Genomic DNA, 15,721 nt, shown 5'->3' with positions numbered 1-15,721 from the left:
TTGCCGGAGCGCGGGCTCAACGAGAACTCAGGTGCGATCTGACCTCGCGAAAGTGAGGGTCTCGCCACGCGCTCCGCCCATCCAGATGTCCTGGCACGCGGCTGCCATCTCCTCGAGGCCCTCAACGACCGTGCCGAACACGTTGCCAGGCACCCAGCCCTGGTCGCCGTTGATGAGCAGGTTGTTGCGCCCGTAGAACAGCGCAAGGTCGATGATGTCGTGCTTCTGGGTTGGGACCTCTCCGCCGCCGTATCCGTGCGACGGCGTCACCAGCACGTCTGCATCGAACTGGAAGTAGCACAGGTCGCCGGGGATGGGCGTGATCGTGGTGTTCTCTTTGCCGGGCTCGACGGCAGCGAATGCGGGCACGAGGTTGTAGATCTCGTTGCGGGCATACTTGCCGTGGAAGACAGCGGACGACAACGGCAGTGCGTCCCACACGGCGGAAGCTGTGCGCGGTGCTTCGTCGTCGAGCAGCCTGGCGAGGCAGCTGACGCCGCGCGCCTCGAGGGTGACGGTGATGTGGCGGGCCATGAATGTCCTTTCGTTTCCAGTCCTGATCCCCGAGAGTAGGTTGAAAAACGTAGGATTGTCAACAATAATGATCCATGGGCGCACCGAGTTTGTTGCACACGACGCAGTGCGCGCGCCCGATCGACAGCCCAAGGAGGCCTGACGTGGTGACGGATGCGACGAATACCGACGTGAAGAATACCGACGTGAAGAATACCGACGAGACCAAAACCGACGCGATTCCCGCCGGCCCGCGCCAGCGCCTGGCGATCGGGGTCGTCGCGCCGTATGACATGGCACTCGACGCCGAACTGTGGCGGTGGACACCGGACGACGCTGCTCTCTTTTTCGCCAGGACCCCGTACGACCCGCTGCCGGTCACCCTCGAGATGGTGGAGTTGCTCGGCGATGACGCCGGCCTTCGAGCCGCAGCAGAGCAACTGAAGACCATCGAGCCGGCCGCATACGCGTTTGCCTGCACCGCAGCCAGCTTTGTCAAGGGGCGCGCAGGGGAGCGGGCGGCCGCAGCCGCCCTGACCGAGGCCGGCGGGGCACCCGGCATCACCACGTCCTGGGCGATCGTCGCGGCGCTGGAGCGCCTCGGCGTGAGTCGCGTCGCCATTGCGACACCCTATGACGCCGCGATCACCGCCAGGCTCGAGGACTTCCTGGTCGAGAATCGGATCGCGGTGACCGGCATCCGTCATCTCGGCCTTGATTCGCGGATGTGGACCGTGCCGTATGTGCGCACGGCGGAACTGATCAGGGAAGCGAACTCCGATGAAGCCGAGGCCATCGTCGTGTCGTGCACCAACCTGCCGACCTACGACCTGATCGCGCCGCTGGAGCGAGAGCTCGGCAAACCGATCGTCAGCGCCAACCAGGCAACGATGTGGGCGGCGCTCGCCCAGTGCGGTCTGGGCGCGGTCGGGCCGGGGCAGCGGCTGCTCGGCGCCTGACCACTCCCTGTCCAGGTGACCGGTTCTTCCGGCACACAAAGAACGCCCGGCTCGAGGGGGCTCGAGCCGGGCGTTCTCCCTACACCGCTCAGTAAGGGTTGACGGCCTTCAGGAACCGCTGAGTCCTCTCCTGCTGCGGGTTCTTGAACAGTTGCTCAGGCGGCCCCTGCTCGACGACCACTCCCTTGTCGAACATCACCACCCGGTCTGAAATCTCCTGCGCGAACCGCATCTCATGGGTCACCATGAGCATGGTCATGTTCGTGGTGGTCGCGAGCCTCCTGATGACGTTCAGGACCTCGCCGATGAGCTCAGGGTCGAGAGCGGATGTCGGCTCGTCGAAGAGCATCACCTGGGGCCGCATGGCCAGCGCCCTGGCAATCGCCACACGCTGCTGCTGGCCGCCGGAAAGCTCTGGCGGAGTGTGCTTCATGTGCTCCTGCAGACCGACGAGCTCGAGCAGGTCGACGGCCCGTTCCATGGCGTCTGCTTTAGAGATGCCGAGCACGTGAATCGGAGCTTCGATCACGTTCTCCAGCACGGTCATGTGGGGGAATAGGTTGAACTGCTGGAACACCATGCCGACCTTGCGCCGAGTGGCGATGGTCTGCTTGGTCTCCTTGTTCTTCACACCGGGCTTGGCGTCCCAGAGCACATCCCCGCCGACGGTGACGACGCCGACATCGGGCGTCTCCAGAGTCATCAGGATGCGAAGAATGGTGGTCTTTCCGGAGCCGGAAGGGCCGATGATCGACACCTTCTCGCCTGCGCGCACGTCGAAGTCGAGACCGCGCAGAACGTGGTTCTCGCCCCAGGTCTTGCTGACGCCGGTGAACGAAATCTCGACGTCCCGGTCGGACACCTTCGGGTTGAGGGTCTTCAGGATGTCAGTGTGTGGGGACAAAACGTTGCTCCAGTCTTCTAATCAGTAACGAGCAGGGGAAGCTGATGATCAGGTACAACAGCCCGGCGATGGTGATCGGCTCAAGGTAGCGGTAGAAGTTGCTGCCGATCTGCAACGCCGTGCCCATCAGTTCGATGATGGTGATCGACGAGAGGATCGCGGAGTCCTTGAACATCATGATCAGGTAGTTGCCGAGCACGGGAATGATCGGTCGGACCGCCTGCGGCACGACGATGCGCACCCAGGTGCGCATCGGCGGGAGGCTGAGAGCCCGCGAGGCTTCCCACTGGCCCTTCGGCAGCTGTTCGATGCCCGCCCGGTAGACCTCGGCCGTGTATGCGCTGTAGTTCAGCCCGAGTACCACGATGCCGGTCGGCAGTGCGTCGAAAGTCAGACCGATCTGGGGGAGCACGAAGTAGGCGACGTAGGCCTGCACGAGCAGTGGGGTCCCCCGCAGGAACGAGACGTAGAAGTCGAAGATCAACGAGACGACGGGAATCTTCAGGAACCGGATGATGGCGACCAGCAGTCCGACGACCAGGCTGATCAGGAACGAGAAGAAGGTGATCTGGATGGTCAGCCAGAAGCCCTCAAGCAGGATCGGGATGATCGAGATGGCGAAGTTGGTGTCCCAGATGGTCATGCTGAGATCCCTCCAACCAGGTTCTTCAGCGGTCTCGCCTTCGCCAGTGACTTGCGGTCGAGCGCATAGCGCTTCTCCAGCCACCTCGTGAGCCAGCCGATGAGGAGCGACAGGAGGTAGTAGATGACGAGGATCGTGAGGAACAGGGTCACGGTCTGACCGGTGACGGTTCGTGCTGTGAACGCACGCCAGGTGAGGTCGGAGACGGTCACCAGGGAGACCAATGAGGTGTTCTTCAGCAGATCGACCATGACGTTTCCGAAGGCAGGGAGCATGGCCGGGATCGACTGGGGGATCAGGATGCGTCGCATCCGGAGGCCCGGGCTCATCCCGAGGGCGATTGCCGCCTCTGTCTGGCCCTTGGCCCGTGACCGGATGGTGCCTCGAACGATCTCGGCGGCATACGCGCCCTCGTTCAGCCCGAGTGCCAGGACGCCGGCCAGAATCGGAGCGAGCTGGATGCCGAGGAACGGCAACGCGTAGAAGAACCAGAACATCTGCACCAGCAGCCCCGACCCGCGAAAGAACTCGACGAAGATCGATGACGGCCATCGGAGATACCACCGCTTGGACAAACCACTGAGCCCCGCAGTGAATGCCACGACGAGGGTAAGCAATGCACCGAGGACAGTGACCAGGATGGTGACCCCCAGTCCCTGCAACAGCAGTGGGACAAAATCGAGAACTGAAAGCAAACCGCTACCACCCTTTCTTGGCGGGGAGAGCGACGACGGGGTATGGCGCTAATGCCACGGGTACGCCATACCCCGTCGTCTGTGCACTGGTGCGGATCAGCCCTCGGTCTTGCAGAGTTCCTCGGCGGTGACGCCCTCGACGACGGTGGGATCAAAGCCCCACTGGGTCAGGATCTCGGCGAACTCCGGGGTCTTCTTGAACTCGGCAAGCGCCTTGTTGTACGCCTTGAGCAGCTCGGTGTCTTCCTTGCGGAAGGCGGCTCCCGAGCCGGTGCGCGGAGCGTCTTCGATCGGCGCGGTCACTTCGATGCTGGGGTCCTGTTCCACCAGCGACTTCAGCGAGAGGGTCGGCAGCAAGAAGGCATCAGCGCGGTTGGCCGTCACGGCCTCCATGCCACTCCTGGCGTCCTTCACCAGTACCTGCTGGCCGTCGGGGATCTTTGCGGTCTTCAGGATTCCCTCTTCGAACCCGCCGGTGAGTACGGCGATCTTGAAATCGGGGTTCTCGCTGACGTCGGCGATGGTCTCGATACCCTTCGGGTTACCGGGCAGCGTGCCGAACGACTCGGTCGACACGATCACCGGCTCGGAGTACGCGACTGCTTCACAGCGGGACTGTTTCATGAACAGGCCGGCCGCGATGACGTCCCAGCGGTTGGCGTTCAGGCCGGGGATCATCGCTTCGTAGGGAGTGACAACGCCCTGGATCTCGTCGATTCCCATCGTCTTGAGGACCGCGCGCAAGACATCAGGCTCTGCACCGTGCACCGAGCCGTCTGCGTTGACCTCTGTGTATGGTGGTTCGTTCGCGATGCCGACGCTCAGGTACCCCTGCTCCTCACCTTTGGCGAGAGTGTCGCCTGCGCCGCCGGCTGAGGCGCCGCCTCCGCCCGGTTCGACCGTTGTGCAGGCACTGAACGTGCCGGCCAGCAGCAGGCCGGCGGCCGCCACCCCGATCGTGCGCAGGACGACTGTGCGTCGTACATGGATTCGGTTCATCATTGATTCCGATCTCTCGGGCCGAAGGGGCCGCGGTGGTGGCTCAGCGTGACGCGGGGCCGCAGGTAAGCTCTCGGTGCTTGGGTAGAAACTTATTCGCTCCGTGTAGGATTGTCAACAATCCTCCGTTACAATTGTGTGACGACTTCGAGTCGCCCCGTGCGCGTCATCTGCACAGTGCACGTCGTATAGAGGAGGGTCCGTGTCGGACAACATCGCGTCCAAGAACGCCACGTCGAACACCTTCGCCTCTGCCGGAACCGAAGCGCCGAGTGTCGGCCTGCTGTACCCGGGAGTCGGCGCAGACGACGATTTCGAATTCCTCGAACGGGCAAGCGACGGTGCACTCCGGCTGCCGCTGGTGCGCACGGCGGGCGGTGACGTCGCCCACCTCGTTGACGAGCTGTTGGCGGTCGGTGGTTCACAGAACCTGCTGGACGGCGCGCGCGAGCTCGTCGCATTCTCGCCAGACTCGGTGATGTGGGCATGTACGTCAGGGAGCTTCGTGTACGGCTGGGATGGCGCCCACACGCAGGCAGACGAGGTCGCGCAGGCCACCGGTCTCCCTGCATCGTCGACCTCCATCGCTTTCGCGGAGGCCTGTCGGGCGCTTGGCGTCGGAACCGTGGCTGTTGCAGCCAGCTACCCAGACGACCTCGCCCAGCACTTCAAGCGCTTCCTGGGGGACGCAGGAGTGGAGGTGGTGTCGTTCCATAGCAATGACATCGCGACCGCGGGCGAAGTCGGCCTGCTCGGCAAGGACGAGGTGATCGCGATGGCACTGGACGCCGACCATCCGGACGCCAAGGCGATCCTGATCCCGGACACGGCGATGCACTCGCTGCGGTGGATCGACGACCTGGAGAGGGCAGCGGGCAAGATCGTGCTGACGGCCAACCAGGTCACGGTGTGGGAAGGGCTTCGCATTGCCGGGCGCCCGCTCAGGCTGGACGGGCTCGGAACCCTGTTTCGCTAGCAGGTCAGGGCGACGTGACGAAACCGAGCTTCTTGTCGACGACGTTCTCCAGCTGTGTGCCGTGCACGTAACGGTCGAGGTTCTCGGCGAACAGCACGGAGAGCCGGTGCAGCCAGCCGACGGCGTCGCCGCTGAGGTGGGAGGAGATCAGCACGTTCTCGAGCGCCCACAGGGGGCTCTCGGCCGGCAACGGCTCCGTGCTGAACACGTCGAGCGCGGCCCCGGCGATCGATCCTGCTGCCAGTGCCTCCTCCAGCGCGGCGTCGTTCACCAGTTCGCCCCTGCCGACGTTGATCAGCCGGGCCGTCGGCTTCATTGAGCCGAGCACGCGCCCATCGACCATCTCGCGCGTGCTGGCCGTGAGCGGTGCGATCAGTACGACGAAGTCATGATCACCGACGACGGATGCGAGATCACCCGAGGCGTGGATGGTGCCGAAGTCCGCATCCCCCGTTCGAGCGGTGCGCCCGACGCCCTCGACGTGCATCCCGACCGCGGTGAGCAGTCGCGCGGTCTCCCGGCCGATCGATCCCGTGCCGACGATCAGCGCACCGGCGCCGTCGATGCGCTCGGTCTCACGGTGTTCCCACTGGCTGCGCTGCTGCCTGCGCAGGGAGCCGGGGATGTCCTTGGCCATGGCGAGGATGCTCGCCAGGACGAATTCCGCGATCGGGCGGTCGAAGATGCCACGGGAGTTGGTCACGACAACCCCAGACTCGACGAGTCCGTCGAAGAGCAGTTTGTCGACTCCTGCCGCCGCGACGTGGATCCACTTCAGGGATTCCGCGTGCGCCCAGACTTCTTTCACAGCGGGGGAGAAGTAGTCCCAGAGGAGCAGGATCTCTGCGCCCCTGATCGCCTCGGCGAGTCCGTCGACACGCGTGTACCTGACTTCTGCCCGTTCCTCGATGAAGGGGATGCAGTCGGGCAGGTCGTCCTTATGGAGTACAACCAGGACCGGTTTTGTGGCGCTCATACCTGCCCAACCATTCGTATTGCCAGTAGAGCATATGCTCGCGCGGCCACGATCAGTTCGTCGAGCCCCACCGATTCGTTGGCCTGATGCGCCTGGTCGTTGAGACCACCTGGGCCGAGGACGATGCAGGGCACGCCGACATCCCTGGCGATGAAGCCGCCATCGCAGGCAGCGGTCCAGCCGCCGACCTCACTGGTGCCGCCGCCGGCATCCCTGATGGCATCGACTGCGCTGGTGACCAGCGGATGCGCCGGGTCGGTCCGGAATCCCGGCATCTCCATCTCGATATCCATCGTGATGACGATGCCATCGCCGTCGATGCCGGCGTCATGAACAAGGCGCAGCAGGTCACGCGTGATCGCTCCGGCGTCTTCGTCTGGCATCAGACGCCGGTCAATGCTGACGACACATTCCGCGGCGACGATGGAGGTGCCTGTGCCACCAAGAATCGAGCCGATGCTCCAGGTTCCTGAACCGAGCAGAGGATCTGGCGCTGCCCTTCGGGCATCGTGATCTGCTCGGATCAGCTCGAGCACCCTGGCCGCGGCGGCGATCGCATTTCGACCGTCATCCGGTCGGCCGGAATGCGCTGCCATCCCGTTGACGGTGAGCTTCAGATAGCTGTCACCGCGGCAGCCGATCACCGTGGTCAGGTCGGTCGGCTCTGCGACGACGCAGCCCGCAAACTGCCCGCGTTGGGCAGTGGGCGCGTACGCCCTGATGCCGATTCCGAGGTCTTCCTCGTCGACGGTGCAGACCAGCTGGAGCGGGCCGCGCAGCGAGAGTTCCATGCTCGCGATGGTCGCCATGGCAACGAGGACGGAGGCGAGCCCGCCCTTCATGTCGGTGGAGCCCCGCCCGTAGATGCGACCCGCATCAATGAACGGTTCGAACGGGGGCGTTCGCCAGCCCTCGCCCGCCGGCACCACGTCGGAGTGTCCGAGGAACATCAGGCCCGGCTCCGAACCACCGGGCAGGGTCGCAACCAGATTCGTCCTTCCCGGTGCGACGTCGATCAGCTCGAGAGTGAAACCAAACCGCTCGCAGGCGTCAGCGAGCACGGCGACCGTCGCCTCTTCGAACCCACCCGGGTTCTCGCCGGCGGCCTCGATCAAGTCGAAGGTGAGGGACTGCAGCCTGGTGACGTCGATGCGGTCGACGACCGCCTGTTCCGTGGGTGTCAGGGCGGGGTCCGGGATCGTCATCTCGTTAACATACGCTGCGCCGGAGTCTGCAAGATCGGTCATCGGTGCGCCCGTGCCGCATCGAGCGCGCGGGTGAGCCGCTGAACGCCCTCTTCGATCCGGTCGGGATCAGAGGTGGCGAAACACAGCCGCAAGGCGTCGTCGAACTTGCCGCTGGGCGACAGGGCCGGCCCCGGAATGAACGCGACGCCCTCGGCGAGGGCGGTTTCGAACAGGGCAGTGGTCGAGGTGGCGGCGTCGTCACCCTGCAGCGTGACCCACAAGAAGAAGCCGCCCTCCGGATCCGTCATCGTGATGCGGTCGCCGAGGTTGCGCTTCAGACTCTCGACCATGGCGATCTTCCGCTCGAGGTAGAGGGCCTTGATCCTGGTGAGGTGATCGCTGAGCCCGCCACGGCGGATGAACTCGGCGACGAGCTGCTGGGCAGGGACGTTGGCACAGGTATCCATCGACTGCTTGGCGTTGACCACCAGCTGGCGGATGGACGGGTCGGTGTCGACCCAGCCGACCCGCAGGCCGGGTGCGAGGATCTTCGAGAACGTGCGAACGGAGAACAACAGCGGATCAGAGGGGCTGAGGCTCTGGAAGCTGGGGAGGTCTTCTCCTGCGAAGCGCAGGAGGCCGTACGGATCGTCGTCGATGATGACGCTGTTCCACCGGTGCGCCAGGTCGAGGAGGAGTTCCCGACGCGCTGCAGACAGGGTGGTTCCAGACGGGTTCTGGAAGTTCGGGATGACGTAGATCGCCTTGGGCGTGCGCCCGGCTCGTTCGACCAGGTCTGGCAGCGCTTCGACGATGAGTCCGTTCTCGTCCATCGGGGCCTCGAGCAGGTCGGCGCGGTAGCTCGCGGCCGTGGCGCTGCCGTTGGTGTAGGTCGGACTCTCGACGATCACCAGGTCGCCTGGGTCAACGAAGATCTTGCAGGCCAGGTCGAGCCCCTGCATGCCACCGGATGTGATGGTCACCCTGTCGCGCGACGTCGGCTCTGACGTCGTGACGAGGTAGTCGACGAGCCCTGTGAGCAGTTCTGGCTCGCCCTCTGTCGCGCCGTAGGTGAAGCTGCTGTGGTCCAGCGTCGCCGCCGAGATCTCCCTGAACTCATCGAGCGGCACGGCCTCGTCGGCCGGAGAGCCCATGGCGAAGCGCACGATGTCATGCGGCTGGGAGGCGAGCAGCGATGTGCTTGAGTCAATGACCGACCCGGTCAGACGTGCGGCTCTCTCCGCATAGGGCAGGAATGTGGTGCTCATGGTTCAACTCTCCGGTCGGATCAGATCGCGCGGCAGGCTGGTGAAGGTCTCGACGCCGTCTGCCGATACCCGGAACGGTTCGGACAGCTCGTAGCCATAGTTGTCCATCCACATACCGCAGATCAGATGGAAGGTCATGTTCTCGGCGAGAACGGTTTCGTCTTCACCTCGGAGGCTGACGGTGCGCTCGCCCCAGTCGGGCGGATAGCCGATACCGATCGAGTAGCCGATGCGCGAGGGTTTTGCCAGGCCGTGCGCGGCCAGGGTCTTGTCCCAGACGGTTGACAGGTCGCGTGCATGCACCCCGGGCTTGACCATTTCGAGAACGGCGTTGATCCCCTCTCCGACTGCGCCGACCACTTTCTCCAGCTGGGCGGACGGGGTGCCAAGCATGATGGTCCGCGCCAGCGGCACGTGGTAGCGCTTGTGAGCACCGGCCAGTTCGACGACGACGGCCTCGTCTGCGACGAAACGATCGTCGCTCCAGGTCAGGTGGGGAGTGTCGGCGGCTTCGCCGGTCGGCATCATCGGGACGATAGCCGGGTAGTCGCCGCCGAACTCTGGAGTTCCCGAGATCTGGGCCTTGCTGATCTCGGCAGCGACATCGCACTGCCTCGCCCCGACCCTGATGTTGTTGATGGCGGCCGTCATCGCAGCGGTTGAGATCGTTGCCGCGGCGCGCATGAGGTCGATCTCTGCGGGGGATTTGACCACCCGAACCCAGTTCACCAGTTCGAAGCTGTCGACGAAGTCCCATTCTGGGAGTGCCTTCACGAGCGACAGGTAGGCCTTCGGCGAGAAGAAGTGCGAGTCGAGTTCAAGCCCGACCTGACCACCGGCCGCTGGGGCGACAACACCGAGTTCGCGCAGTTTGGCGCCCACCCAGTCGAATGGATGCACGGTGGGCCGGTGCACGAACTCCTCCGGGTAGCCGTGGATGTTCTTCCGCGGCAGCAACGCGGTGCGGAAGGCGCCATTGGCGTCCATTGCCCGCGCGAACAGCACAAGGTCGCCAGACGCCGGCACAAACAGGAACTGCGGGGTATAGAACGACCAGGCGTTGTAGCCGGTCAGGTAGTAGAGGTTGGCCGGGTCGGACACCAGCAGGGCAGAGAGGCCCTGCGCGTTCATTCGTGCCCTGACGCCGAGCAGGCGATCGAGGTATTCGTTCTCTTGGATGTTCACAACGTTGGTCATCGTACTGTCGCCACTTCTTTGTAGATTGTTGACAATCAGGATATCTGGCACACCGGGAGCGACGCAAGCCGCCGGGCGCGGGCCGTGGGGCCGGTCAGGCGGGTTTTGCCTGGGCTGCGTGCGCGCTGACCGTGTTCGCCGCGTCCGCGTTGGCGAGGTCCTCGAGCATTGACTTGGTGAGGTCTGCGACGGCCGACTTCATATGCGCCCTGATCGCTTTCCGCAGGGCAGCGGCGTCTCCGGCGGCCAGGAGGTCGATCAGCTGCTGGTGCTCTTCGACCAGGGCATCGACGCGTGGATACGAACCCTCGAGATTCACAATGCAGATGCGCGATTCCGCCGCCAGGGTCGAGTAGATCCGCGACAGCCGCGAGTTCTTCGCCGCCTTCACGAACGCCATGTGGAAACTCAGGTCGAGTTCCGCGAGCCTCCGCCAGTCACTGTCCTTCACCAGCGTTGCCATCTTGGCGATGATCTTCGACAGGGCGCGGGCGACGGAGGCGACGGACTCCGGATCCTGGGCGAGAATTGTTTTTGCCGCGCCGAGTTCGATTGCCTCACGGGCGGCGTAGATCTCGGCGATGTCGCGCACGGTCAGATCGAGAACAAAGACTCCACGGTTTCGATGGCTGACCAGCAATCCTTCCTGGCTGAGCCGCTGCAGCGCCTCTCGTACAGGGCCGCGGGAAACCTGGAGGCGTTCGACCAGTGCCGCCTCTCTGATCTGCTCGCCGGGGCGGAACGAACCGTCGATGATGCGCTCGCGCAACTGGTTCGCGATCAACACCGAGGTCGGCCGGCCCTCCAGGGCCGACAGTCCGTCTTCACCAGCCATCGTGTCCTCCTTAGTCAGACCATAGTGTTTCGTGGGGTCAGGCGTGGAATCAGCGCGGAATCGCGAGGTACTTGTACTCGAGGAACTCGTCGATGCCGACTTTTCCGCCCTCGCGTCCGAGCCCGGACTGCTTCACTCCGCCGAACGGCGCTGCCGGGTTCGAGACCAGGCCGGTGTTGAGCCCGACCATGCCCACCTCGAGCTCATCGCCAAGTCTGAGCGCGCGGTCGATGTCCTGAGTGAACAGGTAGCCGACCAGGCCCCACTCGGTGTCGTTGGCGATCCGGATCGCCTCGTCTTCGTCGTCGAACGGGATGACGGGCGCCACCGGTCCGAAGATCTCCGCGCTCATGAGGGCGGAATCGGCGCTCACATCAGACAGCACGGTCGGGGTATAGAAGTAGCCGGGCCGCTCTGGCCTGTTGCCGCCGACGACAACGGATGCGCCGCGCTCAACGGCGTCATCGACGAACGACTGCACCTTGTCGAGGCCGGCCTGGTCGACCAGCGGACCGATGTCCGTGCCGGTTTCGCTGCCGTCGCCGACGGTGAGCGCCGACATCCGTTTCGCCAGCTTCTCGGTGAACTCTGCCGCCACCGAACGGTGCACCAGGAACCGGTTGGCCGCGGTGCAGGCCTCCCCCATGTTGCGGAGCTTGGCCATCATGGCCCCGTCGACGGCGCGGTCGATGTTCGCGTCGGCGCAGACGATGAACGGGGCGTTGCCGCCGAGCTCCATCGACGAGCGCATCACGTTCTCTGCGGCCTGGGTCAGCAGGATCTTGCCGACCTCCGTCGAGCCGGTGAAGCTCACCTTGCGGGCGATGCCGCTCGACATCCAGTTACCGACCACCGCTGAGGCCTTCGAGGTGGTGACGACGTTCAACACACCGGCCGGCAGCCCGGCTTCCTTGAGGATCTGTACCAGCGCGAGCGAGGTCAGCGGGGTCTGCGCAGCCGGCTTGAACACCATCGTGCAGCCGGCCGCGATGGCAGGGCCGATCTTGCGGGTGCCCATGGCGAGAGGGAAGTTCCACGGGGTGACCAGCACGCAGGGGCCGACCGGGCCACGGGTGACGAGGATGCGGTTCTTGCCGTCGCCCGTTGTCGTGTAGTCGCCGCTGATACGCACGGCTTCTTCGGAGAACCAGCGGAAAAACTCGGCTCCATAGGCGACCTCGCCGCGAGCCTCGGCCAGTGGCTTGCCCATTTCGGCCGTCATGATCGCCGCGAGCTCCTCTGTGCGTTCGATGATGAGATCGTACGCGCGGCGAAGGATCTCGCTGCGTTCACGCGGTGAGGTCTTCGCCCAGTCGCGCTGGGCGGCGCCTGCCGCCTGGATGGCGCGTTCGGCGTCGGCGACCGAACCGTCTGCGACCTGGGCCAGCACCTCTCCGGTGGCCGGGTTCTCAACGGTGAATGTCTTGCCTTCTGTGGCATCGACCCATTCATTGCTCAGGAAGAGACCGGTCTTGAGGTTGGCGATGACCGTGCGCGCGTCGGTCCCGGCTGGGGTTCTGGGTGCAGTGAGGGTCATGATCGTCCTTCGTGGTTCGGTGGGTTCTGGGCCTGGGCTGCGGGGTTCTGGGGATCGAGGAGTTCGGCGAGGTGCAGACCGGTGCGCTCCGGTGCGACCTGCATGAGCTGCATCTGGCAGCTGAAGCCGTCTGCGAGAACCGGGGTGTTCGCTGCGGTGTCCCGCAGGGCGGGGAGCAGCGCCTGTTCGGCGACCTGCATGCTGATGTCGTAGTGCGACGGTTCGAACCCGAAGTTTCCGGCGACTCCGCAGCAGCCGGTCGCCTCGCGCACCTGGCTCACCCCGACGGCCCGCAGCGCACTGGTCTGCGCCTTCGCGCCGAACACCGAGTACTCGTGGCAATGCGTCTGCACGGTCACGCGTTCCGGCGCGCGGCCGTTCGGCCACTCCGGCTGCCAGCCGTCGGCCACGAGTTCGGTCACCATGCCCGCAAAGCTCCGGATGCGCCGGGAGACGCGGCGGGCGGCATCCGTTTGGATGAGCTCTGGCAGGTCTTTGCGGAATGCGGCCGCGCAGCTGGGCTCGATCACCACGATCGGGCGGTCGCTGCCGTCGTCAAGGGTCTCGGCGGCCCTGGCGAGCGTCTTCTTTGCCCTGTCGAGCTGGCCGGTTGAGATCAGGGTGAGGCCGCAGCAGACTTCTTCGTTGCACTGGACTGTTTTGCCTGCACCCTCGCTGCCGGCGCTGCTCAGGACTCTCCGGGCGGCTCCGGCGACCTCTGGGCGGAAGCCCTTGGTGAAGCTGTCGATGACCAGCACGATGTCCGGCGCATTCGCGGCGCCGGCTTCGGTGTTGGCGCCTGACATCACCGGTGCAGCTCCGGTGCCGAGGGCCCGGCGCAGCTGCGTGGCGCTGGCAAAACGCGGAAGAGTGCGCCTGGTGGTCAGGCCGCCCAGGACGGCGACGACCTTTCCGAGTGGCGAGGCAAGCACCAGGTTCACGAGCGGGGCGATCCGCCTGGTCAGTTTCAACCAGGTCGGCAGCCAGCCGAGCGAGTAGTGCGAGAGGGGGCGGAGCCGGCCCTCGTAATAGTGATCGAAGAACTCCGACTTGTAGCTGGCCATGTCGACGCCCACCGGGCAATCGGTGGAGCAGGCCTTGCAGGAGAGGCAGAGATCGAGTGCCTCGCGCACGTCGTCAGATCGCCAGCCCTCTTCGACGCTGTTCGCACCACGCACCATGTCCTGCAGCACCCGCGAGCGCCCTCTGGTGGAGTCCTTCTCGTCTTTTGTCGCGCGGTAGCTGGGGCACATGACTCCGCCGCTATCTGACCGGCAGCGCCCGATCCCCACGCACCCCTGTACGGCGTGAACAAACGGGTCGATCGTCTTCTGGTGCGGTGACGGGGCGTGGGGCGTCAGATCGAAGCTGGTGCGCCACTCTCGCTCCGGCACCCCGGCGAGGGCCAGGTTGTCACTGAAACTGTCTGGATTCACCAGGATGCCGGGGTTCAGGATGCCCGTCGGATCCCAGATCGTCTTGAACCGGGCGAAGGCATCGAGCATCACCGGTGAATACATGATCGGCAGAAGTTCACTCCTGGCGCGGCCGTCACCGTGCTCGCCAGAGAGTGATCCGCCGTGCCTGACGACAAGTTCGGCGGCGGCACGCATGAAGTCCGCCATGACCGAGCGCCCGGTGTCGGTGCGGAGATCGAAGGTGATGCGCACGTGCATGCAGCCCGCACCGAAGTGGCCGTACATGACGCCGTGCAACTGGAAACGCGCAAGCAGTGTGCGGAACTCGGCGAGGTACGCGGCGAGGTTCTCCGGGGCGACTGCGGAGTCTTCCCACCCTGGCCACGACTCGCCACCGGTGTGTAGGCGCGCAGAAAGGCCGGCGCCGTCTTCGCGCACCCGCCAGAGGGAGGCCCGCTCTGTGAGGTCTGCGACCACCCGGCCTGCCCGCAGCCGGCCGTTCTGGCGAAGCCGCTCCAGCAGGTCTTCGGCCTTCTCAGCAACCTCGGCTTCATCGTCGCCGTCGAGATCGACGTACAGCCAGGCTTTGCCCGCCGGCAATCCCTGCACTGAGTCGTCGCCGCGCAGGTGGCGCATGGTGTCGACGATGGCCTCGTCGATTCCCTCGATGGCGGCGGGGGAGAACTCGAGGATCGTCATGACGTCTTCTGCCGCGGCCACGACGTCGTCATAACCGAGGCTGACCAGGAGGGCGGCTGCGGGGGTGGGCACCAGGCGAACAGTCGCACCGACGACGATCGCACAGGTTCCTTCACTGCCGACGAGTGCCCTGGCGACGTCGAAACCGTTCTCGGGCAGAAGGTGGGAGAGGTGGAAGCCCGACACCTGGCGGGGAATGCGTCCGAGCTCGAGGCGGAAGTCGCTGAGGTTGTCGCCGGCGAGGCTGCGCAGGTCTGAGGTGATCTCTGCCGCTGCCTGCACGGCGGCGTGGTCGTCTGGATCCGTCGCCACGACTGCAGTCTGGGTGGCGGTGAGCCGCACCCCGGCGGCCGTCACCAGATCGAGCGCGATGACATGGTCAGAGGTGCGACCGTAACGCACCGAGTGATTTCCGCAGGCGTCGTTGGCGATGGCACCGCCGAGTGTCGCCCGCGATTTGCTCGAGGGATCAGGAGCGAACGTGAGGGCGTCATCCGTCACCCTCTGCACCTCACCCTGCAGGGTCGTGAGCACGATGCCGGGCTCCGCCTGCGCCTGTCGTCGTTCTTCGTCGACGCTCAGCACAGCGTTCATGTGTCGCGAGAAGTCGAGAACAACGCCGGGGCCGATCGCTCCGCCGGCCATCGAGGTGCCGCCGCCACGGCTGACGACGGGCGTGCCGGTGCGGTGACAGATCCGGGCGATGTCTGCGACTTCCTTCGCCGTGCGCGGGAAGATCACGCCGAGCGGTTCAATTCGGTAGTTAGAGGCGTCGTACGCGTACTCCGACAGGCGCCTCGTCGATGTATCGAGGTCGATCCCCAGCCCATTCAGCTCGGTGAGCGGGGCATCAGCGGTGATCGTCACGATCTTTGTTGTCATGATCTTTGGTGTCATGATCTACCGGCACTCCTG

Annotated in this window: 14 protein-coding genes; 2 read left to right on the top strand and 12 right to left on the bottom strand. The window is 65.0% G+C overall.

The annotated features are described in order from the left end of the window. Positions 1 to 27 precede the first annotated feature (27 nt). Positions 28 to 534 (bottom strand): DUF3830 family protein, encoded by a 507-nt coding sequence (locus K323_RS0105860; protein WP_022884359.1) that lies wholly within the window; start codon positions 532 to 534, stop codon positions 28 to 30. A gap of 185 nt (positions 535 to 719) precedes the next feature. Between K323_RS0105860 and K323_RS0105855 the strand changes: the two genes are divergently transcribed. Then, positions 720 to 1,472: a maleate cis-trans isomerase family protein gene (locus K323_RS0105855; protein ID WP_051147232.1), complete on the top strand. Its 753-nt coding sequence runs from the start codon at positions 720 to 722 to the stop codon at positions 1,470 to 1,472. Between the two features lie 88 nt (positions 1,473 to 1,560). Here K323_RS0105855 and ehuA read toward each other — a convergent pair whose 3' ends face one another. From ehuA to ehuB, 4 genes are all read right to left on the bottom strand, one after another. Continuing rightward, a complete protein-coding gene (gene ehuA / locus K323_RS0105850; protein ID WP_022884357.1) occupies positions 1,561 to 2,376 on the bottom strand; it encodes an ectoine/hydroxyectoine ABC transporter ATP-binding protein EhuA in 816 nt (271 codons plus the stop codon). Beyond that, positions 2,360 to 3,019, bottom strand: a complete 660-nt coding sequence (gene ehuD, locus K323_RS0105845) for an ectoine/hydroxyectoine ABC transporter permease subunit EhuD (protein ID WP_022884356.1) — start codon at positions 3,017 to 3,019, stop codon at positions 2,360 to 2,362. Before ehuD ends, ehuA begins: the two co-directional genes overlap by 17 nt. Beyond that, a complete protein-coding gene (gene ehuC / locus K323_RS0105840; RefSeq protein ID WP_022884355.1) occupies positions 3,016 to 3,714 on the bottom strand; it encodes an ectoine/hydroxyectoine ABC transporter permease subunit EhuC in 699 nt (232 codons plus the stop codon). Before ehuC ends, ehuD begins: the two co-directional genes overlap by 4 nt. Positions 3,715 to 3,810: 96 nt before the next feature. After that, positions 3,811 to 4,716, bottom strand: a complete 906-nt coding sequence (gene ehuB / locus K323_RS0105835; protein ID WP_051147210.1) for an ectoine/hydroxyectoine ABC transporter substrate-binding protein EhuB — start codon at positions 4,714 to 4,716, stop codon at positions 3,811 to 3,813. A 199-nt stretch (positions 4,717 to 4,915) separates the two neighbouring features. On the opposite strand from ehuB, the gene K323_RS0105830 reads away from it, so the two are divergent. Next, positions 4,916 to 5,689 (top strand): maleate cis-trans isomerase family protein, encoded by a 774-nt coding sequence (locus K323_RS0105830; protein WP_022884353.1) that lies wholly within the window; start codon positions 4,916 to 4,918, stop codon positions 5,687 to 5,689. Positions 5,690 to 5,693: 4 nt separating this feature from the next. Here the strand turns inward: K323_RS0105830 and K323_RS0105825 are convergent, their stop codons facing one another. From K323_RS0105825 to K323_RS24455, 7 genes are all read right to left on the bottom strand, one after another. Continuing rightward, positions 5,694 to 6,665 carry a D-2-hydroxyacid dehydrogenase gene (locus K323_RS0105825; protein WP_022884352.1) on the bottom strand — a complete coding sequence of 324 codons (972 nt, stop codon included), beginning with the start codon at positions 6,663 to 6,665 and terminating at the stop codon, positions 5,694 to 5,696. After that, a complete protein-coding gene (locus K323_RS0105820) occupies positions 6,662 to 7,870 on the bottom strand; it encodes a M20 family metallopeptidase (protein WP_026851295.1) in 1,209 nt (402 codons plus the stop codon). The genes K323_RS0105825 and K323_RS0105820 overlap by 4 nt, the downstream gene beginning before the upstream one ends. A 38-nt stretch (positions 7,871 to 7,908) precedes the next feature. Beyond that, entirely contained in the window at positions 7,909 to 9,120 is a 1,212-nt protein-coding gene (locus K323_RS0105815) for an aminotransferase-like domain-containing protein (RefSeq protein WP_022884350.1), read from the bottom strand. A 3-nt stretch (positions 9,121 to 9,123) separates the two neighbouring features. Then, positions 9,124 to 10,317 carry a M24 family metallopeptidase gene (locus K323_RS0105810; RefSeq protein ID WP_022884349.1) on the bottom strand — a complete coding sequence of 398 codons (1,194 nt, stop codon included), beginning with the start codon at positions 10,315 to 10,317 and terminating at the stop codon, positions 9,124 to 9,126. 94 nt (positions 10,318 to 10,411) lie between these two features. Next, positions 10,412 to 11,152: a GntR family transcriptional regulator gene (locus K323_RS24460; protein ID WP_022884348.1), complete on the bottom strand. Its 741-nt coding sequence runs from the start codon at positions 11,150 to 11,152 to the stop codon at positions 10,412 to 10,414. 49 nt (positions 11,153 to 11,201) lie between these two features. Further along, on the bottom strand, positions 11,202 to 12,689 hold the full coding sequence (locus tag K323_RS0105800; RefSeq protein ID WP_022884347.1) for an NAD-dependent succinate-semialdehyde dehydrogenase: 1,488 nt from the start codon (positions 12,687 to 12,689) through the stop codon (positions 11,202 to 11,204). Next, positions 12,686 to 15,688 (bottom strand): FAD-binding and (Fe-S)-binding domain-containing protein, encoded by a 3,003-nt coding sequence (locus K323_RS24455; protein WP_051147230.1) that lies wholly within the window; start codon positions 15,686 to 15,688, stop codon positions 12,686 to 12,688. The genes K323_RS0105800 and K323_RS24455 overlap by 4 nt, the downstream gene beginning before the upstream one ends. Between the last annotated feature and the right edge of the window lie 33 nt (positions 15,689 to 15,721).

Origin of the sequence: Glaciibacter superstes DSM 21135, assembly GCF_000421145.1 — a bacterium.
Lineage (GTDB): Bacteria > Actinomycetota > Actinomycetes > Actinomycetales > Microbacteriaceae > Cryobacterium > Cryobacterium superstes.
Note: the sequence above shows the minus strand (reverse complement) of the source record. Positions and strands in the feature narration are given on the sequence as shown.

What these genes read in the sequence shown, in the direction of transcription:
- K323_RS0105860 (WP_022884359.1), bottom strand. Translation starts at nt 534, where the DNA reads ATGGCCCGCCACATCACCGTCACCCTCGAGGCGCGCGGCGTCAGCTGC.
- ehuD (WP_022884356.1), bottom strand. Translation starts at nt 3,019, where the DNA reads ATGACCATCTGGGACACCAACTTCGCCATCTCGATCATCCCGATCCTG.
- ehuB (WP_051147210.1), bottom strand. Translation starts at nt 4,716, where the DNA reads ATGATGAACCGAATCCATGTACGACGCACAGTCGTCCTGCGCACGATC.
- K323_RS0105825 (WP_022884352.1), bottom strand. Translation starts at nt 6,665, where the DNA reads ATGAGCGCCACAAAACCGGTCCTGGTTGTACTCCATAAGGACGACCTG.
- K323_RS0105820 (WP_026851295.1), bottom strand. Translation starts at nt 7,870, where the DNA reads ATGACGATCCCGGACCCCGCCCTGACACCCACGGAACAGGCGGTCGTC.
- K323_RS0105815 (WP_022884350.1), bottom strand. Translation starts at nt 9,120, where the DNA reads ATGAGCACCACATTCCTGCCCTATGCGGAGAGAGCCGCACGTCTGACC.
- K323_RS0105810 (WP_022884349.1), bottom strand. Translation starts at nt 10,317, where the DNA reads ATGACCAACGTTGTGAACATCCAAGAGAACGAATACCTCGATCGCCTG.
- K323_RS24460 (WP_022884348.1), bottom strand. Translation starts at nt 11,152, where the DNA reads ATGGCTGGTGAAGACGGACTGTCGGCCCTGGAGGGCCGGCCGACCTCG.
- K323_RS0105800 (WP_022884347.1), bottom strand. Translation starts at nt 12,689, where the DNA reads ATGACCCTCACTGCACCCAGAACCCCAGCCGGGACCGACGCGCGCACG.
- K323_RS24455 (WP_051147230.1), bottom strand. Translation starts at nt 15,688, where the DNA reads ATGACAACAAAGATCGTGACGATCACCGCTGATGCCCCGCTCACCGAG.